The organism is Methylobacterium sp. FF17 (assembly GCF_025813715.1).
In the GTDB taxonomy this organism is placed as follows: Bacteria; Pseudomonadota; Alphaproteobacteria; order Rhizobiales; family Beijerinckiaceae; genus Methylobacterium; species Methylobacterium flocculans.
The window spans coordinates 4,797,011-4,821,126 of the sequence record NZ_CP107532.1 but is presented as its reverse complement, the minus strand read 5'-3'; the positions used below and the strand labels follow the sequence as shown (position 1 = coordinate 4,821,126).

The following is a 24,116-nucleotide window of genomic DNA, read 5'->3' as shown; positions in this document are numbered from 1 at the left end:
AATGTGCTTTCTGGGTCCTGAGAGAACCCAGATGGCACACGTGCCGCTTTGGGGCGACCGTACGATGCGTAGTCATGTGGCCGCCTCCGGTTGCGCAAGCGTAGTGCGGTATCATACGGCCTGACGTTCGTCGTTATGACGATTTAGGTCGGTTGCGATCTCCGCCGTCCGGTCTATGACCGCGACCATGTAGGCGAGCCCGTACGCGCCGATCCTATGCTCCGGGACGCTCTACCGGCGCAGGAGCGTTAGCTATCTGCCTCAAGGTCGTTGTCGGTCAGGTCGAGACGATTTTCTGGCGACCAACTGCCTGCCGGCCCTGAGGGGTCTTGGCTCCTGTCGCCACCATGTCGCCGAGCGTCATTTCCAGGCGCCGGTTGCCCTGGCCGTCGGTAGTCATCTGAGCGGACTGGACCTGCACTGGGGCGCCGTTGTTGTTGATGACGACGCTCGGCATCGCGTCGGCTGATGCCGGGGTGCCGAAGGCGGCGCGGGAGACTGGGGCGGGCCGGACGTAGCCGCCATCGGCATATCCATGGGCACCCTTGCGCATCGCGTCCAGGGTGCCGATGCCGATCCGGTCCACCGATGTCCGGTCGATGACGTACTCGCCGCGGTGGACGATGCCGGCCGGCTCGAGGCGCATGCCCGCCCCTGTGTACCCGCCGTCCGCGAACCCGAAGAAGCTCTTGGCCGAGGCCAGGAAGCCCGCGATGCCACCGGACTCAGTGCTCCCGGTGGTCGACGGCTTCAGGAAGTCCGAGAGCCACCCGGCGGACCCACGCTTGCCCAGGAAGGCCTCTGCGATCTGGTCGGAGGCCATGTTCCCGAAGGCCGTTGCGAGCCGGGAGGTCGCGTTGGTCAGGAGGTTGGTGGCGCTGGTGCCCTTCTGCAGGTCGGTGACGATACTGCGGATGCTGTCGGACCCGGCGCTGCGCACGCTGTCCACGGTGCGCAGACTGTCCCGCAGCTCCTCGTTGCGCTTCGCAGCCTCGCCGGCCCGATCGGCATAGTCCTTGATCTGCGCCGTGAGGTCGGACGTCACGTCCCGGTCGGCCCGTTTGGCAGCGGCGAGGAGATCCTGCTCCGCGCGGTACCGGGCAATCTCCTGTGCGCCCTGGCCGAAGGTCGTCGCCTCCTCGGCCTGCCGGCGAATGCGGTCTTCCAGGGATCGGGTGGCTCGATCGTATTCGTCCAGCTTCTCGCCGCTCGCACCCTTGCTGCCGCCGCCCTTCGCATCGGTCTCGGCACGCGCCAGGAAGGATGCCCGGTCAATCTGCCCGCGGGCATCGCTCGGGGTGACCATCTTCCCGATGAGGTCGAAGGCTTTCTGGCGCTCGGCCAAGGCCGCTTTCTCGGCTGCCGTCTTGGCGTTCAGGCCATCGATCCGGAGCTGGTCGGAGCGCCTGGCCATCTCTTCGGCCGAGATTGCCTTACCGGTGGCATCGGTCATCGTCGTGATGGCGCGGGTGGTCGCGGTGTAGGCGTCCTCCACCTGCGAGGTGTCGGAGAGCTTCGAGCGGGCCAGCGGGTCCGCCAGAGCGTCGCGCAGGGCGTTCTGCTGCTCCCGGAGCTGCGAGAGGCGGGCGAAGTTGGGGTCGACTGCCCGAGCGACGTTGCCGGCCGCCGTGGATGCCTTGGTAGCCCGCTCCTCGGCAGCCTTGCCCTCGGCAATCATGCGGTCCTGGTCGGCGATGACCTTCGCGGTGGCCAGCTGCCGGGCCTGCTCACTGTTCGCGCCGTTCAGCGGGTCCATGCCCATCGCCTGACGCGTCCGGTTCGTGGCATCCACCGAAGCCTGAAGCCGTGCCACCGCCTCGGCCGCGCCCTCCGGCACGATGCCGAGCTTGATGCCAGCGATGCGCTTGGCGGCCTCCCAGTAGCCGTTCGCCGCGGCGGTAGCAGCGTTCCAGGCGCCGGCCCATCCGGTCGTCGCGGCGGTGTTCGCGTCGATCGTGCTCTTCAGGTACTCGGCCGCCGTGGCCTGCGCTCCAGAGCGATCACCCTGTTCGATCTGGGTCTGGATGAGCTGCCGGGTCCGGTCATCGAGGCCGCCGATCTTGGCCGCTACGCCGTCGAGGGCCGTACCGCCCTCAGCGACCGCCCGTCCAAGTTCGGTTGCCGCCGCCGCACCCTCCTGGCCCGTCACCCGGGCGTAGTCCGCTGTGAGGCGGGTTAGATCGCCGATCACCGGGAGGGCGAGGCTGCCGAGGGAGGCGTAGGCCGCCACGTACTCGCGGGCCGTGGAGCCCGAGATCTTGCCGCCCTCCATGTTGGCGCGGGCAAGGTCGTCCAGCTGCGAGATCGTGGCACCAGTGGCCGCCCCGATCCCTTTCGTGGCCTTCTCCAGCACGTCCCGGTCCTTGCCAGCCTGGATCGCCGCATAGGCCAGCGCCGCGGCCATGCCGCCCACCGCCGTGGTTGCCACCGTGATGGGGGTGACGAGACCAAGGGCGCTGACCCCGAGCTGCTTCAGGCCGGCGCCAAGACCGCCTTCCCGGTCGGCAAGCTGTTGCAGGAGCTGCGGGCCCTGCTGGAAAGCGGCCGTGGTCAGAGATCCGCCGGACCCGAGGGTGCTGGCAACGTCGAAGCCCTGGTAGCGCACGAACTGCTTGTCGTAGCTGGAGAGGCCGCGGCGGGAGGGATCGTTGTCGTTCGTGCCGCCCGCCGCGTACTTCGCTGCTGCCAGGGATCGAAGGCGCTCGCCCTCGGCCGCATCGAAGTAGCCGCCGGACACTCCGCGGCCGATCCGGACCTCGGCGGTCCCGAGTTGCTTCGTCCGCCGGTACTCCTCGTCCAGCTGAACCCGCAGGCGCTCGACCTCGCGCGCCGTGGTCGGGCTCGGCGCTGGGTACGGGGTTGAGGGTGCCGCGGGCGCCGGAGAGCCGCCGGACGCACCCGGTACCCGGCGTGCTGCGTCTCCTGCCTCGCCGGCCTTCTTCGCCAGCTTGTCGGCTGCTGCGGCGGCCGCCTCTGCTGCGGCCCCGACTCCCTTGAACGCCTGCTCGCCGGAGCGGCCGGCCTCCTCGAGTTCGCGCTTCAGGCTGGCGCCGCCCTCGACGCCGAGACGGATGGCTATGTTCGTGGGCATGGTGGCGCCTCCTGCGCGGCTGAGGTCAGGCGGCCATGGCCGGGGCGAGCACGAGGCGGTCGAAGGCCTCGTAGAACGGGTGCAGGTCCATGGCCGCGTCCACGTTCTCGGGCGTCACGGGGATGGCTTCGCCCGCATCGTCGCCTACGCCCTCCCAGCCTTCGATCCGCCGGCGCGCGTACGATGTCACCATGGCGATGGTCGCGTGAACGATGACGTCGGGGTCGCGGTCGGCGGCGTCTTTCAGGAGATCGGCCCGGTAAACCTCAGTGGCGGCATCGCGCGCCGCCAGGATCGTCAGGACCGTGGGCGGCTTCAAGCGCACCCGCACCCCCGGCAGGAGGTCGAGCCACGTCGGTTCAGTCGGGGTCGGGGTCAGCTTCAGCATGGGTGATCCGTTCGTGCGGTGAGGGGCTAAGGGGTGACGTCCCAGGGGTGGGGCGGTTCGGCTGGCTCTGGGTCTTGCCAGTACGGGCGGCGAGTTTCCGCCTCGCGCCACTGACCAAGGTCGGGCGGTTCACCTGCTATCGCGGCAAGGGCAGGCCAGTTCGGCGGGAACGGCGTAGCCTCGACCTGCCCGAGCGGGCCGTCGAACCCATCGGGCACTCCCCAGGCCATCGCCACGTCGCCGCCGGCCTGCATCATCTCGGAGCGGGCGATGCTGGCGGCGGCGTAGGCGGTCTCGGCGCTGCCCCCGGCGGCGATCACTGCGAAGGCGGTCACAGCGTCCATCCGGTGGATCATCGCCACGACGATGGCCCGCACGAGGTCTTCGGGCGCGAAGGGCTCGGGCTCTGGCGGGGACTTTGGCTTGGCCTTCGTCGGCTTCGCGAGGCGAGCGGCCCGGTTAACTCCCCGGTCCTGCTCCCTGTTAAGTCCGACCACATTCCGGTTAAGCCAGTTAAGGGCTTCATCGCGCTCAAGTTTACCGTCTGAGCGTACAGGCAGGCCCGCCTTCACGTATTGCGAGACGCGGGCGCGAGTTACGCCGAGCTCGTCGGCAAGTGCAGCCTTAGTTGTGATGGTCACGGCCGATCTGCTGCCCCTGAGGTGTTAAGTGAGTTTCGAACCCTGGCGCTAGGAAGTTTGGGGGCCCCGACCACCCATATAGGTTTTGGCCTCCCAGGGTCCCTGACGGTCTGGTCAGGGGCGGCTCAACCTTGGTCTGCCGGGGTCAGGCCCGCCCGCTTGAGCTCACGCTGCATGCTCATCGTCGACATGGAGGCGGTGCCGGCCTGCTGCTGGGCCAAGCCCTGGCGCTCGAGCTCGCGGCGCATGCTGGCACTCGGGTCGATGGGATGAGATGCCGACGCCTGGGGCATGGGGGACCTGGGCGGCAGCAGGGTCGATGGCGCACCGCTGGACGAGGGGGAGCGACCCTTCTCGTAGGCCGCGATCTCGGCCGTCAGGGCATCGAAGTCCCGCTGCTCGTCATCGGTGAAAGATCGGCTGCGCATGATGGTCTTCTCGCCGTCGAGGCGGGAGAGAGCGCTGCGGTACTCGGTTTCGGTGCGGATGGGCATCTGCAGATCCCGTACTCGGTGAAGGGTGGCACCCGCGGCCATGGCCTGAGCCACGCGCCTGCCGCGGGTGCCTACGCCGGGCGAAGGAGAAGAACTCCCGGCGATCTCGGATCAGGCGGCTTGACGCTGGTCGGTGAGCCAGGCGCCGCGCTGACGCTCGGTCTCGGCTCGCCGCCAAGCCGCCAGATCGAACTCAATGTCGACGCAGTCTTCCCAGCCGACGCTTCCACGGACGGACGCGTGGAGGCCGGCATCTTGGTGGGCGGCCTTCCATTCGCGCGACTGGTGGTCCGAGGCGACGCCCAACTCGATCGCACGCTCGGCAACCGGGACTGGGAGGTGCGTGCTCGGGGAGGTCACCATCGTCTGAACGCGGTCGGCGCCGATGTACTGGAAGGGAGAGATCACGAAGATCAGCACCTCGTCGTTGGCCGGGCTGAAGTCAGGCAGAGCATCGTGGTGGACCGGCAGATCCTGGCCGATCTCCTGTCTGCGGATCTGATCGGCGACCTCGCGGAGGCGCTGGCCGAAGGCAGCAGCCGTCGCGGCTGGGTCCGTACCCTCGACAGGCTGGCGCATGCTGTAGAGCGACCAGGGATTGATCTCGGCGTGGACCTCCAGGCCAGGCAGGGCATGGACGAGGCCCTGCAGGACGAGGGCGTTGGCGATGTCGACCGGGCTGGCTGTGCCGTATGCGGGATCGAACTGGCCCGCCGCCGCACCACTGATGGTGATCGCGAGCATGCTGTGCGCCTTGGCGACAGCGGCCAGGGCCTTGGCCAGATTGGCGGTAGCCACCTCGATGTCGCTGGCATTCTGCTCCAGGCCGCCGACAACACGCTCCCGCTCGGCGTCCACCCGGGCCGCCTCGATCCGGGCTTCCGTCTCGCTGATGCGGCGCTCGATCTCGGCGAGGGCATCGCTGATGCCGTAGGCCGTGCCCTCGATCTCGCGACAGGCGCGCTCGGCCTCGGCGACGGCCGCGGAGTCACCATCCTCGATCAGCAGCTTGCGACGGACGGTGACGGCCTTCTCGACATCGGCAGCCAGGGCAGCCTGACGGGCCTGTAGGCTGGTGCGGGTGGTGATGAGGCCTGTGAGCTGGTCCTCGATGGTGCTCTGGGTGACGGGCTTGGATTTCGGCATGGTGGTTTCCGATCAGAGCGTGCGGAAGCGGCTCGTGCGGGTGGCGAGGCGCTGAAGGTTCGGAAGGCGATTGAAGCGAGCCCCGTCGAGCATCAGTCGGGCCTGCACAGACCCGCGGACATAGTCGGCTACGGTGAGGCCGCGAGCCGCTGCGGTCTGACGAACCGCCTCAGCGATGTCGCTGGTGACGGCCACGTTGATGCGGTCGAGAAGGGTGATCTCGGAGTTCATGTCCGAGATGGTGCCGGTCGCTCAGGGCTCAGTCACCTGGTCGCATTCCGCGCTTGCCTGGTCACATTCCGCGCTCTCGCAAATACGAAAGCGACTTGGGCCCGCCCCACTGTGCGTGCATGAGTACGGCGCCAATGGGTCTGACATCCACGGGCGCCGCTGCCCTGCCTGTGACAGCGGGCGACCCGGCCTCTCCTATGCAGGCTACTCGACGTACTGTTTAGACCAGCTAGCTGCGTATCATTTGTTACCTAATGCCCAGGGATAAACGGCAGTCGACAACATTGGAGCGTTTGGTAAGTTGATGACTAGCAAATGGCCGAACCGGCTAGAATAATCATGGCCGGGCGGTCGAGGAGAACGCCCATGGCTAAGCTTTATCGGCGAGCCGAACTCGCTCAAATTGCCCTTGACGCATACCTTCACGCCGAAGGAGCAGCCCGCAGATGGGGAGACTCTGCTCCGCCATGTGATGTCGTCGACCTCATGACCGACCTGCTGCTGCTCGCAAAGGACCGGGGGCACGACCCCGGCTCGGTGATCAGTAAGGTCCAACAGCACCTGAAATCTAAGAGCAGAGAACGATGCTGAGCATCCGCTAGGTTTGGTAGGCCGCTGACTAGCCGTAAGCCGGATGGATCGAGGCTGCGCTGAAAAGGCCCGCTTTTGCCATAAGCCATTTGCCTGGCGATTGCTCACCGAGCACTCGATGGCTCGACGGGAGTAGAAAGCGGCGTATCCTCATGTCCGTCCCGCATGGGGCAAGGGAGGGAAACATGTCCGCAAACTGGAAATCAGTTAAAGAGGACTTGGACTGGAGCCTGAACCAAGGCGAAGACGTGAAGGGTCGCACTGAGCTGAAGGAAGCATTCAGCAAAGGGGACGCCAAAGAAATGATGCACGTCATCGAAGCCTTTAAGATGGGCCAGCGAGACAACCACAAAATCGCAAACTTCACGCGATGCGCCCATGAAGACGACAAGCGCTTGTACAACATCGGTCGGAAGCTGATTGAGCTCAAAGCTTCGTAAACCGAGTTGGGGCGCTTTGGAGCGCCCCACTTTCGAATGGGTATGTCCTGCCGAGCCTTCGCCAGGGGCGTTGCAAGGAACTCATGGAACCGGATTGGCGCGCCCGCCGCTTCTCTTTCGGAAGAGGAGGGCGCGATGTGGATCTTGGAATGGGGCGACAGCACCAACCAGGTGAGGGGACATTGGAACCACGAGGAGCACGATAGCTCTGAGAAGGCACTCGACGCCGCCAAGACGAAGATCGGCATGGGCCTGATCGCGCACGCCATCCACTCCGAGTCCGGTGTGCTCTGGATGAGCGCCGAGGAACTGCTGGACAGCGTCGAAGCCGAAAAGGCTGTAAGCGAACCCTGATCGGAGTGGCTGCCTGCGCTGGCTATGGGCAGAGCCTTGATCTCAGCGGCAGTCATGGCTGCGCCTCCTCGCGCTGCTTACGCCGTTCAGCCCACTCACGATCCCGCATAGCCTGCGCCTCACGAGCCTCTTCGGCCCAGCGATCAAAGTCCTTGTCCCCCTTCGGAGCGCGCTTAGCCTGACGCGCAGCGGCAGCCTTCTTCTGAGCGGCGTCGGCCTCTTTTTGCCTCAGCAACTCCTCAACGGTGATGGGGTGGGGCTTCTGCTTCGGTTCGGCCCAGGCATAAGTTGGGCGAGCTTGTGGGCGACGGGCACGTTCGTCCTGAGAGGCGGCATCAGAATGGAATCGTCGGTCCGCGGCATCCACCAGGCTGATGGCCTCAGCCAGGCTTAAACCGGCTGCGGCTGCGACTCGGGCGGCTGCAGCTTCCCCAGCGGCCTGCTCGCCTGCAGTGGCGCCGCGGTCCATCAGCGCTCGACATTTCGCGAAGCGGTCGCGATCCAAAGCGCGCTTACTCATGGCTGAACCCTATATTGCAAGGCTGGTCCATGGGCAGGCCGAAGCCCGCTAACTCTTTGGATTTGCACGACGCAATTTTGCGTTCTGATGCCGGCAGCCTCACCTGGGGGTTTACGCCAGGTTCGGCGGAAACCTGTCGAACCGGAGGTTTCCACCCGATCCGGTTGAAACCCCGCACCGGGTGGATCAATCGGTGTGCTCCCCCGGACTGGGGAGCGCAAATCGCCGATGCCCGAAAACGGGGAGCGGTAAGATTTCCGCTAACCCATTGATCCGATTGGGTCGGAAATTCGCAGGGCCTTAGGAGAGCGGCTTCCAAGAATTTGGCTAAGCCATTGATCCTGTTGGGCTGAAAATTGAACCGGTGGCGCAAGCCTGAGAAGTCAGGGCTCATCATCAGCTGGCCCTCGCCAGGAGGGTCACGTCGCCCAACTCAGCCAGCAGGTGCGCCGGCACCTTCGTCCCTGGATCGTCCGGCGGCTTGGTGCGATTGGCTAGGGTCCACTGCCCGCCAGTGCTGCGCCAGCGGCGGAGGTGGCCGCGCCAGTCGTCGTCGGACAGACTCGAGAGGTAGCTGTCCGGACTGGCCAGCTTCCCTTCGGCAGCGCTCGGTTCGGGCTGGTAGTCGTTCCACAGTTGATTTCGCAGCCAGACCTCGGCCGTTTTGACGAACTCGGTGCCCGTTTTGCCGATCCGACCCTGCTCGGCGGCGTAGCCTTTGGCACCAGCGATGATCTGCTCGGGATCTGCGCCGCGCTTCAGCGCTTCTAGCCATCGCTTTCGGGCAGGGGTCGCCTGGAAACGCACGTTCCTCGGCGGATAGGCTGCCCTGAACTCCTCGAACCGATCCGTCCCCTTGGGGACTATAGGGGAGTCTTCTCTTCTCTTCTCTTTTAGGCTTGATATCTTATCAAGCGACGCTCCCCCTCTATCGTTGTTTTTCAATGGCTTATCAGGGTCGATAGAGGGTTCATCCGCTCGTGATGCACCGCTCACAGCCTGCTCAGCCGAGTTTTGGGCTGATTTTTTCAGGGATGAACCGCCTTTCCCTGCGTTCTCACGGTTCTTCATGACCGCCTGAAGCTCGGCCGCAGCGCGTGAGTTCGACAGGCGACCATCGCTCAGAGTGAGCTTTCCAGCCTTCAGGAGTGCGTCCAGATGCACCCGGAAGGATTTGATGGCCTGGTTACACCGGCCGGCGATACCGCGCTCATTCAGGGCGATCGGCCCCTCGTTGAGCATGATGAGTTGAACGATGACGTGATAGGTGCGGTATGCGCCATCGCTGAGCGCTTCCGTGCCATCCATCCAGGCCGGGATGTCGTGCTTGTAGAAGCCGACCATCAGCGTGCCTCCGCCAACACGTTGCAGGCGACGTCGCAGAAGCACTCGATCCGGATCGTCGGCCCGGAGCGTTGCTTCAGGATCTCGATCTCCAGGGTGTTCAGGCAGCGGGCGAGGCGGTCCTCCTCGACGTCGGTGCGGTCTGCCTTGTGCTCGAGGTAGTAGGCGTCCCGGTACAGCCCGAGCACCACGTCGGCGTCCTGCTCGATCGACCCGCTTTCGCGCAGGTCGGAGAGGATCGGGCGCTTGTCCTGGCGCTTCTCCACCTCGCGGTTGAGCTGACTGAGGCCGAGCACCGGGATGCCGAGCTCCTTTGCCAGCCCCTTCAGGCCAGAGCTGATCTCGGTCATCTCCTGCACCCGGTTGCCAGAGTAGCGCTTGGATGGGCGGATGAGGCCGATGTGGTCGATGATGAGGGCCGCGAAGAGGATGCCCTGGCGCTCAGCCTTCAGCTTCATCTGCCGGGCCCGGGCCGAGATCTGCGACAGGGTCAGGCCGGGCTGCTGCTCGATCCAAAGGGGGATGTCGGCGCAGGCTTCCGTCGCCTCACGCAGTCGGGCCATGGCCGCCTCAGACAGGCCTCGCGCCTCGGCGATGGCCCGGTAGGTGATCTGGTCCCATTCCCGCGGATTGTAGGCCAAGGCCGAGAGCACCCGTTCGGCCAACTCCTCGGCGTTCATCTCCAGCGAGATCAGACCGACCGCGCCACTGCGGCGCGCGGCCGTGAGGGCGATGTGGATGGCCACCGTGGTCTTGCCCATCGCGGGCCGGCCGGCGAGCACGACGAACTGGCCGGGCCGCATGCCGAGGGTCGAGGTGTCGAGCTTCGGCACGCCGTAGGGGACGCCGAGGATGCCCTTGCCGAGTCGGGTCTGATCCACCCGGGCGAGCACGCTGGCGACACCCTGGCCGAGCGTAACACGCCGGGCGCTCTCGCTAAGTCCAGCACTGGCGACCTCGTCCAGCGCCTCAATCATGTAGGCGGCGTACTCGGTCGGGCTGTGCACCGATCCAGCCGTCATGGCTGCGATGGCCGCTTGCGAGGTCTCCAGCACCCGCCGCATGCGAGCGGCCTGGGCGATCAGCCGGGCGTAGCTGGCGGCGCCACTGACGGTGATGGCCTCCGACACCAACTTGGCGAGATAGCCGCCGACGGTGAACCCGCCGAGATCCGCGTTGCCGAGCACGGCCTTCATCAGCCCGAAGTCGATGGCCTCGCCGGCATCCCGACGCTGGATCATCACCTCGAAGATGTGCCGGTGCAGCGGCTCGAAGAAGTCGCCGGGCTGCACGTGGTCCCTGGCGCGGTCCAGGGCATCGTTATTGTGGATGATGGCGCCGAGCAGCGCCTGCTCGCTGTCGAAGGCGTTCGGAGGCACCAGGTCGGTAGCCATGGCGGAGCCCGTCATCGCGTCACCTCGCGCTCGGCAGCCTGTAGGGCCAGGATGAGCTCGGGCAGCTTCGAGCGGGCGACGCAGATGCCGGCCTTGGTCGGCACGGGCTCGCCGCGGCTGGCCCGGGGCGCCGAGAACACCCGCATATCGACGAGGGCATATCCATCATGGATGGCGACGCTGACCCGGATCTCCTCCGAGTTGTTCTTGCGGACAGTGGCGATGGTGCGGAGGTCGCTCATGCCACGTTCCCTACTTTTGCGGGGTAGACGACGGACTCGGGGAAGTACCAGCGGCCGAACCGCTTCACGCCGTGGCTGCGGCGAGCCCGACGCAGGGCAGCGTCTTCGCTGATGCCCCAAGCCTCGGCGGCGATTTTCAGGGGCACGAGGCTGCCTTCGTCGCTGCAGGCGGAACGCACGGGCGAACCGAGCAAGTGATTGGACAGCGCTGCCTGGGCAGCGTCGAGGTCTGCCAGGAGCTTGGTAAGCTTGAGATCGGGGTGGGTCATTGGCGACCCCGCCAGGTCTCGGCGGACGGGAAGGCCAGTTCGGCGATCACCGCTGCATGAAGCGCTGAAACGCCGAAGCGATTGGCAATGTGCTTGGCTTGGAGGACAGGACGATCTGCGCTAGATCTCTCGTCGCGAACTGCCAGGAACGCATTCGAGAGACCCGCCGTCGCCCCGCGATGCGCGGGTTTTTTCATGGCTCAAGCCCCTTCCTGCCGCATGGCCACCGACTGATTGAGAAGTCGCTCAAAGGCGACCAGAGGCACCAGCATGCGGCGACCAATCCGGATGGTCGGGATCTCTCCACGCCCCGCCGCTTGGTAGGCTGTGTTTCGACTGAGACCGAGCTGTCGCCCCGCCTCCTCAACGCTGATCGTTCTGCGCTCACCCTGCGTAACGGCTTTCGCGATCATGAACCCTCGTCCTATTTTGGCTTCGCTATGCGCAGACAATACCGATCTGTCATTGACCGTCGCAAGAGAGGCGACTACAAAAGCGAAGACAAATTGGAGAGGGTCATGGTTGCTGCACGAGGCCGTCCGCCAACGGGCGAATTTAAAGGAAAGAGCTCTGTATTCACGACCCGAATCCGACCGGATCTAAGAGAGAGATTGGCTGAATCCGCGGAAGTTAATGGTCGATCTTTATCGCAAGAAGTAGAAAGGCGATTGAGCGACAGCTTTCGCATCGAAGACCGGATGGAGGATGCCTTCGGAAGTGTTGATAATTTTTGGACTATGAGGCTGGTGGCAATGGCCATCCAAAATTCACAGCTGCTGCACGGACACGGTAAAGATTGGAGACAAGATCCACAGGCGTTCGATGCTGCAACGGGAGTGATTTTCCGGGTTCTTGATGCGCTTCGTCCTGGGCCTGTTCCAGAGAAAACAAAAAAAATGGATGTAGTTGACGAGTTCTGGCAAGCTCTGGTTTCTGAGCAGCTGTGGGAAGATATTACGAGCGCCAACTTAGATTTAAGTGTGAATGAGGGTACGAATGCCGAGCATGTCTTCGCTGCGATGAAGCGACGATTGGGCAGCACTTCGGAAAATGCCATGCAGCGAGCTAGGCTTGATAAACCTCGCCTTGAAGAGTGGCGCCGCCGTAGAGAGCAAGCAGACAGCGACGACAGCAAGTTGAACAATATCCACAAATCGGGAAGCGAGGAGGAAAGATGAAAGGCCACATCCGTGAGCGCTCTCCAGGCCGCTGGGCTATCATTCTTGATGCCCCTGATCCCGAGGGAGGGAAGCGCAGGCGGAAGTGGCACTCGTTTACCGGCACGAAGCGTGAGGCGCAGAAGGAGTGCGCCCGCCTTATCACCGAGATGCAGGGCGGCGACTACGTTGAGCCCGGCAAAGAGACCCTGGCCAAGTTCCTCGACCGGTGGCTCGACCACATGCGTTCGCAGGTCTCCCCGCGCAGCCACGAGCGCTACACCGAGCTGGCTCGGAAAAACGTCGTCCCTCTCCTCGGCAGCGTGGTCCTCGCGAAACTGCGCCCGGAGCAGATTTCGGCCGCGTACTCCAAAGCTCTCGTGAGGGGCCGGCGCGATGGTTCTGGTGGTCTCTCGCCCCGTACCGTCCACCACATGCACCGCATCCTGCGTCAGGCGCTCAGCCAAGCCGTGAAGTGGCGGGTCCTGGCTCGCAATCCTGCCGATGTGGTCGGAGGGCCCAAGGTCGAGAAAACGAAGATGCGGGCACTGGATACCCATGAGACAGCCCAGTTGCTTGCCCACTTCCGGCAGACGCGGATGTTCACGCCAGTCCTGCTGGGCGCACTCTGTGGCTTGCGCCGCGGTGAGGTGACCGCGCTGCGATGGAGAGCTGTTGACTTCGCTGCCGGGCAGCTCGCGATCGTCGAGAGCACCGAGCAGACGCATGGCGGTACCCGGGCGAAAGAGACGAAGAGTGGGAGAGCCCGACGGGTCGCCCTTCCCACGATTGTCGTCGAAGAGCTTCGCCGTCAGCGCGTCCGGCAAGCCGAGGAGCTTCTGAAGCTTGGCGTCCGTCTGACGGATGACGATCATGTCTTCGCACAGGCGGACGGGATGCCGGTGCAGCCCAACAGCCTGACCCACGAGTTCACGCGCATCCTGGCTCAGTCGAGCTCCCTGCCACGCATCCGCTTCCACGACCTTAGGCACAGCCATGCGACACAGCTGCTCTCGAGCGGCATCCATCCCAAAATAGCGCAAGAGCGCCTTGGTCACTCGAGCATCGGCATCACCCTCGATCTGTACTCCCACGTGATGCCGGGGATGCAGGAGGACGCCGCCGCGAAGGTTGACGCCGCCATGCGGGCGGCCATAGACAGGGTTGCCGGTTGATTGGGTAGCAAATCGGTAGCAACGGGCCGTTTCCCGGTGCTTCGGCAGAGGCAAATTCTTAAGCTTCTGCAAGGGCTTGGAAGGGTGGCCGAGTGGTTTAAGGCAGCGGTCTTGAAAACCGCCGTGGGGGCAACTCCACCGTGGGTTCGAATCCCACCCCTTCCGCCAGCCCCGCCGATTCTGCGCTGTGGCGCGATACTCCGCGCGATGGCGACGTAGACGCCGCCCATTGGCGCACCGGCGATACTGAACTCGCCGATAACGCCCGAGATGGTCCAGCACGTTCCCCGGAGCGAATGACGCTTCTACAGAATTTACTGCTTGCCGCTGAGCAGGCATATTTACAGACCAAATTACCGACAGCGTTACGTGGACCATGGATGTCGAGGCCAACGGACTGCCGCATAATCGGAGTTAGAACGACGCGAGAGCCTGCACGTAATGACAGGAATCGCCCCATTTACGGACGTTCGCGGGAACGCGGAAATGCAACGATCGCAGACATCGGTAGCCATCATTCGAGCTGAGATTTGTCGTAAATCCATATGCGGTGGATTCGATCGGTGATGCAGATGGGTCTGGTTCATGACATCCCCTTCGAGGTTACGGACTTGCGGTCCTTCGACGTGGTGGCCACCCCCGTGGTTTCCGCGAGTGGCGGCCTTGAATGGGGCCACGCAGCGCTGCCAGCGGGTCATGGCGTTATCGATGCGGATCAATTCTCCTGGTGCCTGTCGGTCGACGATTATCGCATCGACGGGCACTCGCTGACGATCAACGTCATGACGCACGCACCTTCGCTGTCCGCGGAAGGTGTCGGGCAATTGGCCAGCTTCTTGAGCACCATCGAATCGAAGGATGCTGCGGTCCGCAGTGCGATCCTGGCCGGGTTCGATGAGGTTTCGTTGCTCGCCGACTATCTGGTCCCAGAATTTCTGCGCAACGTCGAGGCACCTTATCTGGCGATGTTGTTCGGCGACAGGCTGCGTGACGACGCGATCTCCGCCAAGGAGTTCCTTCGCGGCGCTACGCTGTGTGCCATCGGCTATCGCATTGACGCGAGCGGGACGCGAAGCTTCACGATAGACTACCGATTCCTCGTGCCGTCATTGATTGGCCCGGACACGCAGGATGCCGACAGGTATTTGGTTTTTGGGGGCAGCTACGACATCACCAATCAGGTCCTGGCCGCCAAATTCTCCGAGGCTGGCGAATTGCTCGATCTCTCTGTCGAGAGCTGAAACGGCGGAAACCGGGAGCCCAGGATCCGGTGGCATTCAGTTCGCCGAATACCGGCAGCTATTGGGCGTGCGCTCCCCAAAAGCAGATGGGGTGGATGGCTCCCGCTCCAACTGACGGCATCGCGGTGCCAAGATGTGGTTGCTGTCGAAGCAGCAGCGACGCAGATGTAGGAGCCATCCCCATGGAGATCACCACCGTCGGCATCGATCTGGCCAAGAGCATCTTCCAGGTTCACGCCATCGACGCAGCTGGGCAGGTCGTCGTTCGCAAGGCGCTGAGGCGGGCGCAGGTCGTGCCGTTCTTCGCCAAGCTGCCGCGCTGCCTGGTTGGCATGGAGGCGTGCGGAACGTCCCACCACTGGGCCCGGGAACTGATGAGGCTCGGCCACGACGTGCGGCTGATGCCGCCGGCTTACGTGAAGCCATACGTCAAGCGCGGCAAAACCGATGCGAACGATGCCGCCGCCATCTGCGAGGCGGTGACGCGCCCCAGCATGCGGTTCGTGCCGGTGAAGTCGACTGAGCAGCAGGCGGCGCTGGCGCTGCACCGGACGCGCGACCTGCTGGTCAAGCAACGCACCCAGTTGGTGAACATGATCCGCGGCCTGCTCGCCGAGTTCGGGATCGAGATGGCGCGGGGCCTGCGCCATGCGCTCGAACTGGCGGCCAGGCTCTCAGCCGGAGACGCGGCCGAGGTGCCGCCGTTAGCCCATCGTGTGGTAACCGGGCTGGCCGATCAGATCGGCGCCGTGCAGATCCAGCTCACCCGGCTGGAGAAGGAGTTGCTGGCCTGGCATCGGGACAACGACCTGTCGCAGCGCCTAGCGACGATCCCCGGGATCGGCATCGTCTCGGCGACAGCGCTGGCCGCCTCGGTGAGCGAGCCCGAGCGCTTCCGCTCCGGTCGGCAGTTCGCGGCCTCGTTGGGCCTGACACCGCTGCAGAACTGCAGCGGCGGCAAGGAGCGCCTGGGCCGGATCTCGCGCATGGGCGACCGTTATCTGCGACGCCTGCTCGTGGTCGGCATGACCTCTCTGATCCGGCGTGCGAAGGCGACGCCGACGTCGGTCGACCCACGGCTGCCGGCGCTGCTCCAGCGCAAGCCAGTGCGTGTCGTGACCGTGGCAGCGGCCAATCGCACGGCGCGGGTCGCCTGGGCGATCATGACCCGCGGCGGCACCTACCGCGCACCCGCGGCCACGGCCGCCTGACCGGAGGAAGCGGAGCACTTTTCCAGGTTGCGAGGACGATGAGAGTTGATGGCGAACCGGTCAGACCGGGAGCCGGGACACCCCGCCGCCAGTCCAGGGCATCATAGCCCGCAAAGCAGAGTGGGACCCAGCTCGCGGATACCATCAGGGCCAGCGGTCAACATGAACGACTGCATCAACAGGCCGGACACAAGACTGCACCCGACCAACGCGTCAGAACCTCAATTCGTCACTTGCAATGCGGGAGCCATCCACACAGGACAGGCGGCAAGCCTCATCACTGGCGGAACGAGCGGTATAGGGCTGGCCGGTGCGAAGCGTATCGTTTCGGAGGCCGGCACGGTCATTGTCACCGGCTTGAATCAAGCGCGCATGAACGACGCGCAGGCTGCTCTCGATGGTCCAGGCCAGGTCATCGCGAACGATACCGCCGTTACCGCACTGGCCGAAGCAGCCAGCACAGCCGGTGGATTGGATGCGTGGGAACGATAGGTTCCGTGGCTGAGGGGGCAGCTCCGTCCCACGTTCTTCTTCAGGGCACTCTTTTCGCCGACTATTTCCAGATAGACCTGCACGACAAGGACCATCCCGATCTACCAGAGGACTACTCCGATGAAGCGATCGCCCGCCGTCTTGTAGCCGGGCCGCACAATGACCAGTACGTGATGCAGCTTTGGCCTGGAGATGAATCGAGAGACGTGCGCGTGTTGAAGGCATGGGCTGACGCATAACCTGCTGTCCGACGATGCATCCTACGTTACGGAAAGCCAGTATGCGATCGATGGCGGCTTCATAAGGCAGTCGCGGCTCGCTTCCGCTTCGCGATCCCGTTGTGAAAAGCTGGATCGCTCCGAGCCCTCTCGTTTCGATGGGCATAGCCGAGCAGGCTGTGGCGTTTGCGAGCCGGCTCTCAGGCCACCTGATCCTGAGCTGATCTCAGCCACAGCAGAAAGGGGTCGGTCGGACCGACGGCGTCCATATTTGGGGTCGTGTGAATCAATTCGGAAGCGTGCGACAGGATCGTCGCACCGAAGGCGCTGGACAGCCACTGCTGGAACTGGCGGGGTGGAGTGAATGGGGCTTCGTCGCTGAAATCGTCCGCGTCATATGCTTCTTCAGGTGTGAGCCCGAAATATTGAGGCCAGCATGGTTCGGGGTAGCCCATGCCGAGGAAGCGCAGCATTTCGATCGGATCATCGGTAATCACGCCCGCCCAGCTCGAGCCTGAGCCCGATCCGAGATGCACGAAACGAAGCCTGTCGTTCGGATCGAGCCACAAGGCTGCGGAGGACCCATCGAAGCCTGTGCGGATGAAAGGCGCAAGACGTTTCGAACCAGGGACGTCCTTTCCCATCCAGTAGATGGCGTCCTCCGGATCAACGGCACGGATCGACACGCAGGACATGCCTCTCCCGGACGGTTGTCCAGGGTAGAGAGTGGCATATTGCCGTTCGTCATCATCGGCAAAGCTGCGGACACATCCGTTCTCTTCCATCCAATCCAGCGCCACGACGAACGCTGCTGGCAAGTTGAGTCCCTCCGGTAGACTGGCGCCTATATAATCGGAGAAACGGGCTGGAGATGAACTGGTCCTATCAGACCTCCATCGTACGGCGTGACGAACAACGCGTTAAAACGCACATTCCTCTACCTCCTGACGAATTGGCCCCTCCCGGAGAGTGTCGTCGCCGGAACAGCAACGAGTACCGATCTCGACCGCAATCGGGAGCATCCTCGTCGCATCTCCGCAGTGGGGACCATCACCATCGCTCCCGAAACCTGGATGCCGCGGCCGGGTCCACGGCGATCGCGCGCACCATGTGCAGGAATTCGGTGCTGCTGCGGCCCATATCCGGCGGGTCCACGTCCAGGCCCCAGCGCTTCACGAGGGCAGCGTCCGGATCGGCTGCTTCCGCGACGAAGAAGCGATCGATCTCCGCAACCACCCGTGCCCGTTCGTCGGGATCCGCCAGACCCGACCACCCGGCGATCGCGTCCGACATGGTCGAATGGAACAGATCCATGTCCTGATGCAGCCAGCCACGGATGACCTGCTCCAGCATCGGATAATCCGGGTCGGGCGTGATCACCCGTGCCCGGCCGCGCCATAGATCGCTCAGTCGCATCGATACACGCCGCCCTCCGCCTCGCACCGGCGCGCCAGCAGGGCCGTGCAGCCGGCCGGGACATACGTACACCAGAACCGGACCGGTATCAGCCGTCTCGATATCCGTCCCTTCAGGAGGGCATCGGCCGCACCCGACCGGTAAGTCTCCCGGCGGATCTTGCGAACGATCGTGGTGGGAGAGCTGATGCGAGAGGCTGTTATGGCCCTGTGACCGCTGGGTTCCAGCTGGAGAGGCATGACCTCTTCACGCAAAGCCGACCCGTCCGACGTCTCGGATGAAGCGTGGGCGCTGGTCGCTCCCTCTCTGACGCTGTTGCGCGCGGATGCGCGAGCACAGTCTGCGCGCGGTGTTCAACGGGCGGCGCTACGTCGTGAAGACGGGTGCGCCGTGGCGCTGGATGCCCGACGACCTGCCGCCATGGGACGCGGTCTACCAGCGCGCCCAAAGCTGGCTGGCGGCCGGGTGCTTCGGGCAACGGGCCGACGATCTGCCGCGAGCCAAGCGCGGCTTCGTCCTCTTGCCACCGCGCTGGGTGGTGGAGCGCTCCTACGCCTGAGTGACGCGCGTCCGCCGCCTCGTCAAAGACGACGAGCACTATCCCAGCATTGGCAGACTTCCACATCGTCGCCTTCGTCTGTCTGATGCTCAAACAGGCCGCACAACGCGCAGCCAGTTCATGACAGCCTCAAGAAGGGTTGTTGTTACAATGGCCGGGAGATCTTTTTCAGCTGAAACTCGCGAATCCCGCGCCTCCGATGCGCGATTAAGGATTTGTTTACGGTACTTAATAATATCTTCGCAGGCCGTCTTCGACCGTCCGGTTGATTCCGGTTCTGGAAAAACCAGCGGCGGGCCTATGCGTCACGGACTGTTTTCTTCGCTCCGCAGCCTGCTGGCGTTCTTGCTCGTCCTGAGCACGGGATTGGGTGGCATCGCCGTCCTGAGCACGAGCGATCGTGGAACCGGTGACCTGGCTCGCAACGACGCTGAGTGGCGCGATCAGGCCAAGGTTATCGCCGAAAGGATAGAACTCGCCCTCGTATCGGTCGAGCGGGACCTTCTCTTCGCCGCAGAGAGCCTGGCGATCCACGCGCCGGACGGTGATGCGCCGGCGCGCCTGCTCGCGGCTTGGCAGCGGCTTCATCCCGGACTCGCCGACGTTCTGTTCGCGGATCGAACGGGACAGGTCCTTGCGGCCTCGCGCCGGGCCGTCGTGAGCGCGGACGTTTCGAGCAGTCCCTGGTTCGCGAAAGCCGTGTCCGGTCTGGTGGTCGGAGAAGCCACGGGGGGAAGTCGGGCGGGCATCGCGGTGGCGCGCAATCTCATCGTGGCGGCTCCCGTGAGCGACGCGGGCGTATCGCTCGGCGTCGTCGCCGTCCAACTCCCGCCCGAATGGACCGATGCGGTGATCGCCGCGGCCCGGCGTACGCTCCCGGACGGGGGGCGAGGCTTGTCGGTCAGCGTGCTGAATGGATCGGGACGCAGCCTCCACCGGTCGGGTCCAGACGCGCGCGGTCCCGAGGTCCGGGCGACCGTGGGCGACGTGGAGCGCGGTGGAGTGGGGTGGCTCGTGACCCTCCGACGTCCGGAGACGGGGGCCGCGGCGCTTCCACTTCTGGTCCTGCTCGGCGCCGGCCTGTTCGCGGCCGTGGCCGGTTGGCTCATCGGCGGGTGGCTCAGGCGCAGCCTGGATTTCGCGGAGGCGCTCTGCCGACAGGAGGGCGCGAACCGGCCGGTGGCCATCCCACTCACCCGCGATGTCCATCGTCTGACGATGGCCATCCGCTCGGCTATCAACAGAAGCGTGGTGCGTGAGCGGTTGCTCCAGGAGAAACGGGCGGCCCTCGCCCGCAGTCGCGACCGGATCAGGGCCATCCGTCGGCTATCGGGTTCGACCTGCTGGGAGATCGACCTGGCGACCGGCCAGGTCACTTGGACGGATCGGGACGATGGGGAGAGCGGAGCCGCGCCGGAGCGCGTCTGCGCGCTCGAAGACGTGCTCGCTCACGTCGAACCCGAGGATCGCGCGATGATGAGCGATGCGCTCGGAACGGTTCGGGCCGACCGTGGGGCCGTCCGCGAAGTGGTCGTCCGAACCCGGTCGAGCGCGGAACGGATATCCGGCCGCCGGCTCGCATTTCGGATCGCGGCGATGGGCGGAGCCGGCTCGGGCCGCATCTATGCGTTGAGCCGGGAGTACTTCGAGCCCGTCATGATCGCTCCGAGTGTCGAACACGGCTCGGTGGGGAGCGAACGCCGAAGCCCCGGCCTCGTGCGGCCGCGCTACGAGGCCGCGACCCGCCGGCTCGGATAGGCTCGGGCACCGAATGGCGACCGGAGAGGGGGGCTGACCGAGCCCGGTCGGCCCGGCGCCGGCCCGATCCGGACTCCGCCGGGGGCGACTCAGGGCGAGTCCCACAGGGGCATCGCCGATCATCTGGCCATCGGGTCCCATGGTTCGTCGCGTCGGGCATGCAGCCGAAGCTGATGTATTCTGTAGCGAAAGCTTTTCTGGACTCGACTGTTGCCGCTTGGGTTCGGTCGGTTCGAGATCCCTGAAATAAGAGCCAACCCAGTCGAGTCATCATCAAACTCACCTTCCGATAAATAAGCATGACACTCGCCTCATGCATCAAAGCGCGGTTCGTATAATGTAGCGCCAGCTATTCATGGATAAGGGCCGCAATTCCAGATCGGAACGACAAGATCAAAACAGTCATCACGTCTCCCGTGCGATAGGGCAGGGGGCGCCCCGATTAACCGCGGATTAACTATACAAGTGTTTGATGGTGCGGCGCGAAAAGAAGCGCAATCCTGCCACCTCCGAGGGTGCCGCACCGTGTCCCACTGCCTGAGAACCTTGTCGGCCCTTTTCGGTGTTCTGGCGCTCGCGCCATCCACTGCCGTCGCGGCCGACTGGTATACGGGCGCGGCGCAGGAGGTCGCGGGCGAAGAGTGGATCGTGGCCGTCGATGCCAGCGCCACCGTCACCACCAACAACTCCGCGTTCGGGACGATCACGGCCACGATCGCGCCCGTCGGCAACCTCCTCACCGACGGGCTGCGGGTGCGCATTCAGGGTGTGGCCGGCACCTATTCCTATCCGGGGGCTGCGGTTCGCCAGACGGTCACCGGCGTGCAGCAGGAAGGCACGGTCCTGCTCGGTTACGAGTGGATCTGGCAGCAGGCGGCCCTGGCCGGCTATATCGGCATGAACGTGCGCAACAACGAACTCTCGATCCTGGATCCCGGTAATCCGGTGGTCGGCACCGGGATCGGGACGAAGGTTGCCGCGGATCTCTACGTCAATCCCACCGAGAATACCCTGTTCACGGCGAACGCCTCCTACTCGACACTGTTCAACGCCTATTACGCACGCCTCCGCGCCGGCGTCGCGGTCCTGCCCGGCGTGTTCGTCGGGCCCGAGGCCACGCTCCTGGGCGACGCCTTCTTCAACGGATGGCGCGCCGGCGGCCACGTCACCGGGTTCGCCATCGGCCCGATGAAGTTCTCCCTCGGTGCAGGCTACGCCTTCGACCGTATCCGCAAGGGCGGATACTACACCAGTGTCGATGGCCGGATCGCTTTCTGATCTTCGGCGAGAGCTCTGCCGGTTCGCAGTGTCACGTCGTCCTCATATTTCCTCAGACCAACGCGGAGTGGCCCTATGCCACCCTTTCTCGTACGAACAATCTGGCTCGCCAGCGCCGCGTTGACCCTCCTGCTGCTGTCGCAACCCTTGGGAACGACCGTCCAGCTCGAGATGAGTCTCGGCGCCATCGTGGTCATGAGCGTCCTATGGCTGGTCGCCAAGGGACGAACCGGCCGACTGGTGTTCCTCGCGATCGGCAGCCTCGTCGTGCTGCGCTACATCTATTGGCGCCTCTCGAGCACGCTGCCGCCGGTCAGCGATCTTCCGGGCTTCACCGCCGGCGTGATCCTGATCGGAGCGGAGCTGTACTGCTTCTACATCCTGGCCGTGAGCCTCGTGATCAACGCCGATCCCCTACGCCGCCCACTTCCGGCTCAGGAAGACGACGAGGATCTGCCGTCCGTCGATATCTTCGTCCCGAGCTACAACGAGGATCGGCACATCCTCGCAACGACGCTCGCGGCCGCGAAATCCCTGGATTATCCGGCCCAGAAACTGACCGTCTGGCTTCTTGACGATGGCGGGACGGACCAGAAGTGCGCGGACAGCGACCCACGCAAGGCCGAGGAGGCGCGGGCGCGTCGCAAGGTCCTGCAGGCCCTCTGTGCGGATCTCGGCGTCTCCTACCTGACCCGCCGCCGCAATCTCCACGCCAAGGCGGGAAACCTCAATAACGGCCTTCAGAACTCGGTCAGCGAGATCGTCGTGGTCCTCGATGCCGACCACGTCCCCTTCCGCTCGTTCCTGCGCGACACGATCGGCCACTTCAGCGCGGATCCGAAGCTGTTCCTCGTCCAGACGCCGCACGCCTTCCTCAATCCGGATCCGATCGAACGGAACCTGAAGACGTTCGACCGAATGCCTTCGGAGAACGAGATGTTCTACGCGGTGGGGCAGTGCGGTCTCGACAAGTGGAACGGTTCGTTCTTCTGCGGATCGGCCGCCTTGCTCCGGCGCCGCGCACTCGATGAGGCGGGTGGTTTCTCCGGCATCACCATCACGGAGGATTGCGAAACCGCCTTCGAGCTTCACTCGCGGGGGTGGACCAGCATCTACGTCGACAAGCCCCTGATCGCGGGCCTTCAGCCGGAGACGCTGTCGGCCTTCATCGGTCAGCGCTCGCGCTGGTGTCAGGGCATGCTGCAGATCATGCTTCTCAAGAACCCGCTGTTCAAAAGCGGCCTGAGGCCGATCCAGAAGCTCTGCTATCTGTCGAGCATGACCTTCTGGTTCTTCCCGCTGCCGCGGCTGATCTTCATGGCGGCGCCTCTGCTGTACATCTTCCTCGACATGAAGATCGTCGTCGCCAACGTCGACGAGGCGATCGCCTACACCGCGACCTACATCGTCGTGAACCTGATGATGCAGAACTATCTCTACGGCCGGGTCCGTTGGCCGTTCGTGTCGGAGCTGTATGAGTACGTGCAGGGCCTGTTCCTGATCAAGGCAACGGCCTCCGTCATCCTGTCGCCGCGCAAGCCGACCTTCAACGTCACGGCCAAGAACGTCAGCCTTGATCACGATCACCTCTCCCCGCTGGCGCTGCCCTACTTCATCGTCTTCGCGGTGCTGTTCCTCGGCGCGGTCGTCTCGTCCTACCGCTACGCCTTCGAGCCCGGGGTCACCAACCTGATGCTGGTGGTCGGCCTCTGGAACCTGTTCAATCTCATCACGGCCGGCGCCGCCCTGGGCGTCGCCACCGAGCGGCGCCAGACCGAGACGGCGCCCTCCCTGCCCGTCGACCGGCCCGCGGTGCTGAACCTCAATGGGATGGCCATCGACGTGACCGTGGAGCGCATATCGAGCGCCCGTTGCCGGATTCGGATGGATGCCGTGGTGCCGATGCGCCGCAGCAACGATGGTTCGATCGGCACCCTCTCGGCGACGTCCCAGCCGCAGATGCCGCTCCTGAGCCATGCCAGGACGATCCCGGTTCGCGTGGCCGGCATCACCGCCGCCGGTGAGGAATCGGTCTGCGACCTCGTCTTCGAGACCCTCACGCCCGGCAGCTACTTCGCGCTTGCCGACATCATGTACGGCGACGCGAACGCGATGGTCCGCTTCCAGCAGCGCCGCCGCACGCACAAGGACATCCTGTCGGGAACCGCGCAGTTCATCGGCTGGGGTCTGTCCGGACCGGTCCGGGCCCTGGCCTGCCTCATAACCGGAACCGCGCAGCCCGCGGTCGAGGAGGATGCCCCGAAGGCACGCGCGGCGAGCCCGCGCCGGCGCGCCGTCGATCCGGCCGTGCAGCCCGCCGCCACGCCGGTGGCCCCGCAGCCGGCCGAGGGCTCGCCGAGCTGGCTCCAGTTGATGGTCGAAACCGAGAACGCGCAGAACGAGTCGGAGCGCGGACGTCGGACCTCGGACCAGATGGTCACCGCTCAGACGGGACTGCGCAGCTAA

The 24,116-nt window shown here is 64.7% G+C and carries 26 protein-coding genes, 1 tRNA gene and 1 pseudogene; 13 read left to right on the top strand and 15 right to left on the bottom strand.

Annotated elements, in window-relative coordinates:
* Positions 1-277 precede the first annotated feature (277 nt).
* The 6 genes from OF380_RS23070 to OF380_RS23045 all read right to left on the bottom strand — a co-directional run bounded on the left by OF380_RS23070 (position 278) and on the right by OF380_RS23045 (position 5,991).
* Positions 278-3,091 carry a phage tail length tape measure family protein gene (locus OF380_RS23070; protein ID WP_264047977.1) on the bottom strand — a complete coding sequence of 938 codons (2,814 nt, stop codon included), beginning with the start codon at positions 3,089-3,091 and terminating at the stop codon, positions 278-280.
* 25 nt (positions 3,092-3,116) lie between these two features.
* On the bottom strand, positions 3,117-3,479 hold the full coding sequence (locus OF380_RS23065) for a hypothetical protein (RefSeq protein ID WP_264047975.1): 363 nt from the start codon (positions 3,477-3,479) through the stop codon (positions 3,117-3,119).
* 26 nt (positions 3,480-3,505) lie between these two features.
* Entirely contained in the window at positions 3,506-4,120 is a 615-nt protein-coding gene (locus tag OF380_RS23060) for a hypothetical protein (protein ID WP_264047973.1), read from the bottom strand.
* Between the two features lie 125 nt (positions 4,121-4,245).
* Positions 4,246-4,614 (bottom strand): hypothetical protein, encoded by a 369-nt coding sequence (locus OF380_RS23055; RefSeq protein ID WP_264047971.1) that lies wholly within the window; start codon positions 4,612-4,614, stop codon positions 4,246-4,248.
* Positions 4,615-4,725: 111 nt separating this feature from the next.
* Positions 4,726-5,760, bottom strand: coding sequence for a hypothetical protein (locus OF380_RS23050; protein ID WP_264047969.1), 1,035 nt, complete (start codon positions 5,758-5,760; stop codon positions 4,726-4,728).
* A gap of 12 nt (positions 5,761-5,772) precedes the next feature.
* Entirely contained in the window at positions 5,773-5,991 is a 219-nt protein-coding gene (locus tag OF380_RS23045; RefSeq protein ID WP_264047968.1) for a hypothetical protein, read from the bottom strand.
* 776 nt (positions 5,992-6,767) lie between these two features.
* Here OF380_RS23045 and OF380_RS23040 point away from each other — a divergent pair.
* Positions 6,768-7,022 carry a hypothetical protein gene (locus tag OF380_RS23040; RefSeq protein ID WP_264047967.1) on the top strand — a complete coding sequence of 85 codons (255 nt, stop codon included), beginning with the start codon at positions 6,768-6,770 and terminating at the stop codon, positions 7,020-7,022.
* Positions 7,023-7,157: 135 nt separating this feature from the next.
* Positions 7,158-7,376, top strand: coding sequence for a hypothetical protein (locus tag OF380_RS23035; protein ID WP_264047965.1), 219 nt, complete (start codon positions 7,158-7,160; stop codon positions 7,374-7,376).
* A gap of 52 nt (positions 7,377-7,428) precedes the next feature.
* Here the strand turns inward: OF380_RS23035 and OF380_RS23030 are convergent, their stop codons facing one another.
* The 7 genes from OF380_RS23030 to OF380_RS23000 all read right to left on the bottom strand — a co-directional run bounded on the left by OF380_RS23030 (position 7,429) and on the right by OF380_RS23000 (position 11,558).
* Entirely contained in the window at positions 7,429-7,896 is a 468-nt protein-coding gene (locus OF380_RS23030; RefSeq protein ID WP_264047964.1) for a hypothetical protein, read from the bottom strand.
* Positions 7,897-8,292: 396 nt separating this feature from the next.
* Positions 8,293-9,240, bottom strand: coding sequence for a YdaU family protein (locus tag OF380_RS23025; protein WP_264047962.1), 948 nt, complete (start codon positions 9,238-9,240; stop codon positions 8,293-8,295).
* Complete coding sequence (locus OF380_RS23020) at positions 9,240-10,649, bottom strand: replicative DNA helicase (protein WP_264047961.1); 1,410 nt, start codon at positions 10,647-10,649, stop codon at positions 9,240-9,242. The genes OF380_RS23025 and OF380_RS23020 overlap by 1 nt, the downstream gene beginning before the upstream one ends.
* Positions 10,646-10,876, bottom strand: a complete 231-nt coding sequence (locus tag OF380_RS23015; protein ID WP_264047959.1) for a hypothetical protein — start codon at positions 10,874-10,876, stop codon at positions 10,646-10,648. The genes OF380_RS23020 and OF380_RS23015 overlap by 4 nt, the downstream gene beginning before the upstream one ends.
* Positions 10,873-11,145, bottom strand: a complete 273-nt coding sequence (locus tag OF380_RS23010; RefSeq protein WP_264047957.1) for a hypothetical protein — start codon at positions 11,143-11,145, stop codon at positions 10,873-10,875. Before OF380_RS23010 ends, OF380_RS23015 begins: the two co-directional genes overlap by 4 nt.
* Complete coding sequence (locus OF380_RS23005; RefSeq protein ID WP_264047955.1) at positions 11,142-11,342, bottom strand: hypothetical protein; 201 nt, start codon at positions 11,340-11,342, stop codon at positions 11,142-11,144. Before OF380_RS23005 ends, OF380_RS23010 begins: the two co-directional genes overlap by 4 nt.
* Before the next feature lie 3 nt (positions 11,343-11,345).
* A complete protein-coding gene (locus OF380_RS23000; protein WP_264047954.1) occupies positions 11,346-11,558 on the bottom strand; it encodes a helix-turn-helix domain-containing protein in 213 nt (70 codons plus the stop codon).
* 198 nt (positions 11,559-11,756) lie between these two features.
* Here OF380_RS23000 and OF380_RS22995 point away from each other — a divergent pair, with 198 nt between their 5' ends.
* The 7 genes from OF380_RS22995 to OF380_RS22965 all read left to right on the top strand — a co-directional run bounded on the left by OF380_RS22995 (position 11,757) and on the right by OF380_RS22965 (position 16,660).
* Complete coding sequence (locus OF380_RS22995) at positions 11,757-12,323, top strand: hypothetical protein (protein ID WP_264047952.1); 567 nt, start codon at positions 11,757-11,759, stop codon at positions 12,321-12,323.
* Positions 12,320-13,477 carry a site-specific integrase gene (locus OF380_RS22990; RefSeq protein ID WP_264047950.1) on the top strand — a complete coding sequence of 386 codons (1,158 nt, stop codon included), beginning with the start codon at positions 12,320-12,322 and terminating at the stop codon, positions 13,475-13,477. Before OF380_RS22995 ends, OF380_RS22990 begins: the two co-directional genes overlap by 4 nt.
* 78 nt (positions 13,478-13,555) lie before the next feature.
* Positions 13,556-13,645 (top strand) — tRNA-Ser (locus tag OF380_RS22985).
* Positions 13,646-14,043: 398 nt separating this feature from the next.
* On the top strand, positions 14,044-14,718 hold the full coding sequence (locus tag OF380_RS22980; protein ID WP_264047948.1) for a hypothetical protein: 675 nt from the start codon (positions 14,044-14,046) through the stop codon (positions 14,716-14,718).
* Positions 14,719-14,900: 182 nt separating this feature from the next.
* Positions 14,901-15,929 carry an IS110 family RNA-guided transposase gene (locus tag OF380_RS22975; protein ID WP_264047946.1) on the top strand — a complete coding sequence of 343 codons (1,029 nt, stop codon included), beginning with the start codon at positions 14,901-14,903 and terminating at the stop codon, positions 15,927-15,929.
* A gap of 162 nt (positions 15,930-16,091) precedes the next feature.
* Entirely contained in the window at positions 16,092-16,421 is a 330-nt protein-coding gene (locus tag OF380_RS22970; protein WP_264047944.1) for an SDR family oxidoreductase, read from the top strand.
* A gap of 5 nt (positions 16,422-16,426) precedes the next feature.
* Complete coding sequence (locus OF380_RS22965; protein WP_264047942.1) at positions 16,427-16,660, top strand: hypothetical protein; 234 nt, start codon at positions 16,427-16,429, stop codon at positions 16,658-16,660.
* Positions 16,661-16,839: 179 nt separating this feature from the next.
* On the opposite strand, the gene OF380_RS22960 is transcribed toward OF380_RS22965, so the two are convergent.
* Both OF380_RS22960 and OF380_RS22955 read right to left on the bottom strand, forming a co-directional pair.
* Positions 16,840-17,457 (bottom strand): hypothetical protein, encoded by a 618-nt coding sequence (locus OF380_RS22960; protein WP_264047940.1) that lies wholly within the window; start codon positions 17,455-17,457, stop codon positions 16,840-16,842.
* A gap of 232 nt (positions 17,458-17,689) precedes the next feature.
* The gene (locus tag OF380_RS22955) at positions 17,690-17,992 is read right to left on the bottom strand and encodes a contact-dependent growth inhibition system immunity protein (protein ID WP_264047938.1); all 303 of its coding nucleotides are present in this window, start codon (positions 17,990-17,992) and stop codon (positions 17,690-17,692) included.
* 300 nt (positions 17,993-18,292) lie between these two features.
* Between OF380_RS22955 and OF380_RS22950 the strand changes: the two are divergent.
* From OF380_RS22950 to bcsA, 4 genes and pseudogenes are all read left to right on the top strand, one after another.
* Positions 18,293-18,738, top strand: a pseudogene (locus OF380_RS22950) (transposase).
* Positions 18,739-18,764: 26 nt separating this feature from the next.
* Entirely contained in the window at positions 18,765-20,372 is a 1,608-nt protein-coding gene (locus OF380_RS22945) for a PDC sensor domain-containing protein (protein WP_264047936.1), read from the top strand.
* 546 nt (positions 20,373-20,918) lie between these two features.
* A complete protein-coding gene (bcsS, locus tag OF380_RS22940) occupies positions 20,919-21,650 on the top strand; it encodes a cellulose biosynthesis protein BcsS (RefSeq protein WP_264047935.1) in 732 nt (243 codons plus the stop codon).
* Positions 21,651-21,725: 75 nt separating this feature from the next.
* Positions 21,726-24,116 carry a UDP-forming cellulose synthase catalytic subunit gene (gene bcsA / locus OF380_RS22935; protein WP_264047933.1) on the top strand — a complete coding sequence of 797 codons (2,391 nt, stop codon included), beginning with the start codon at positions 21,726-21,728 and terminating at the stop codon, positions 24,114-24,116.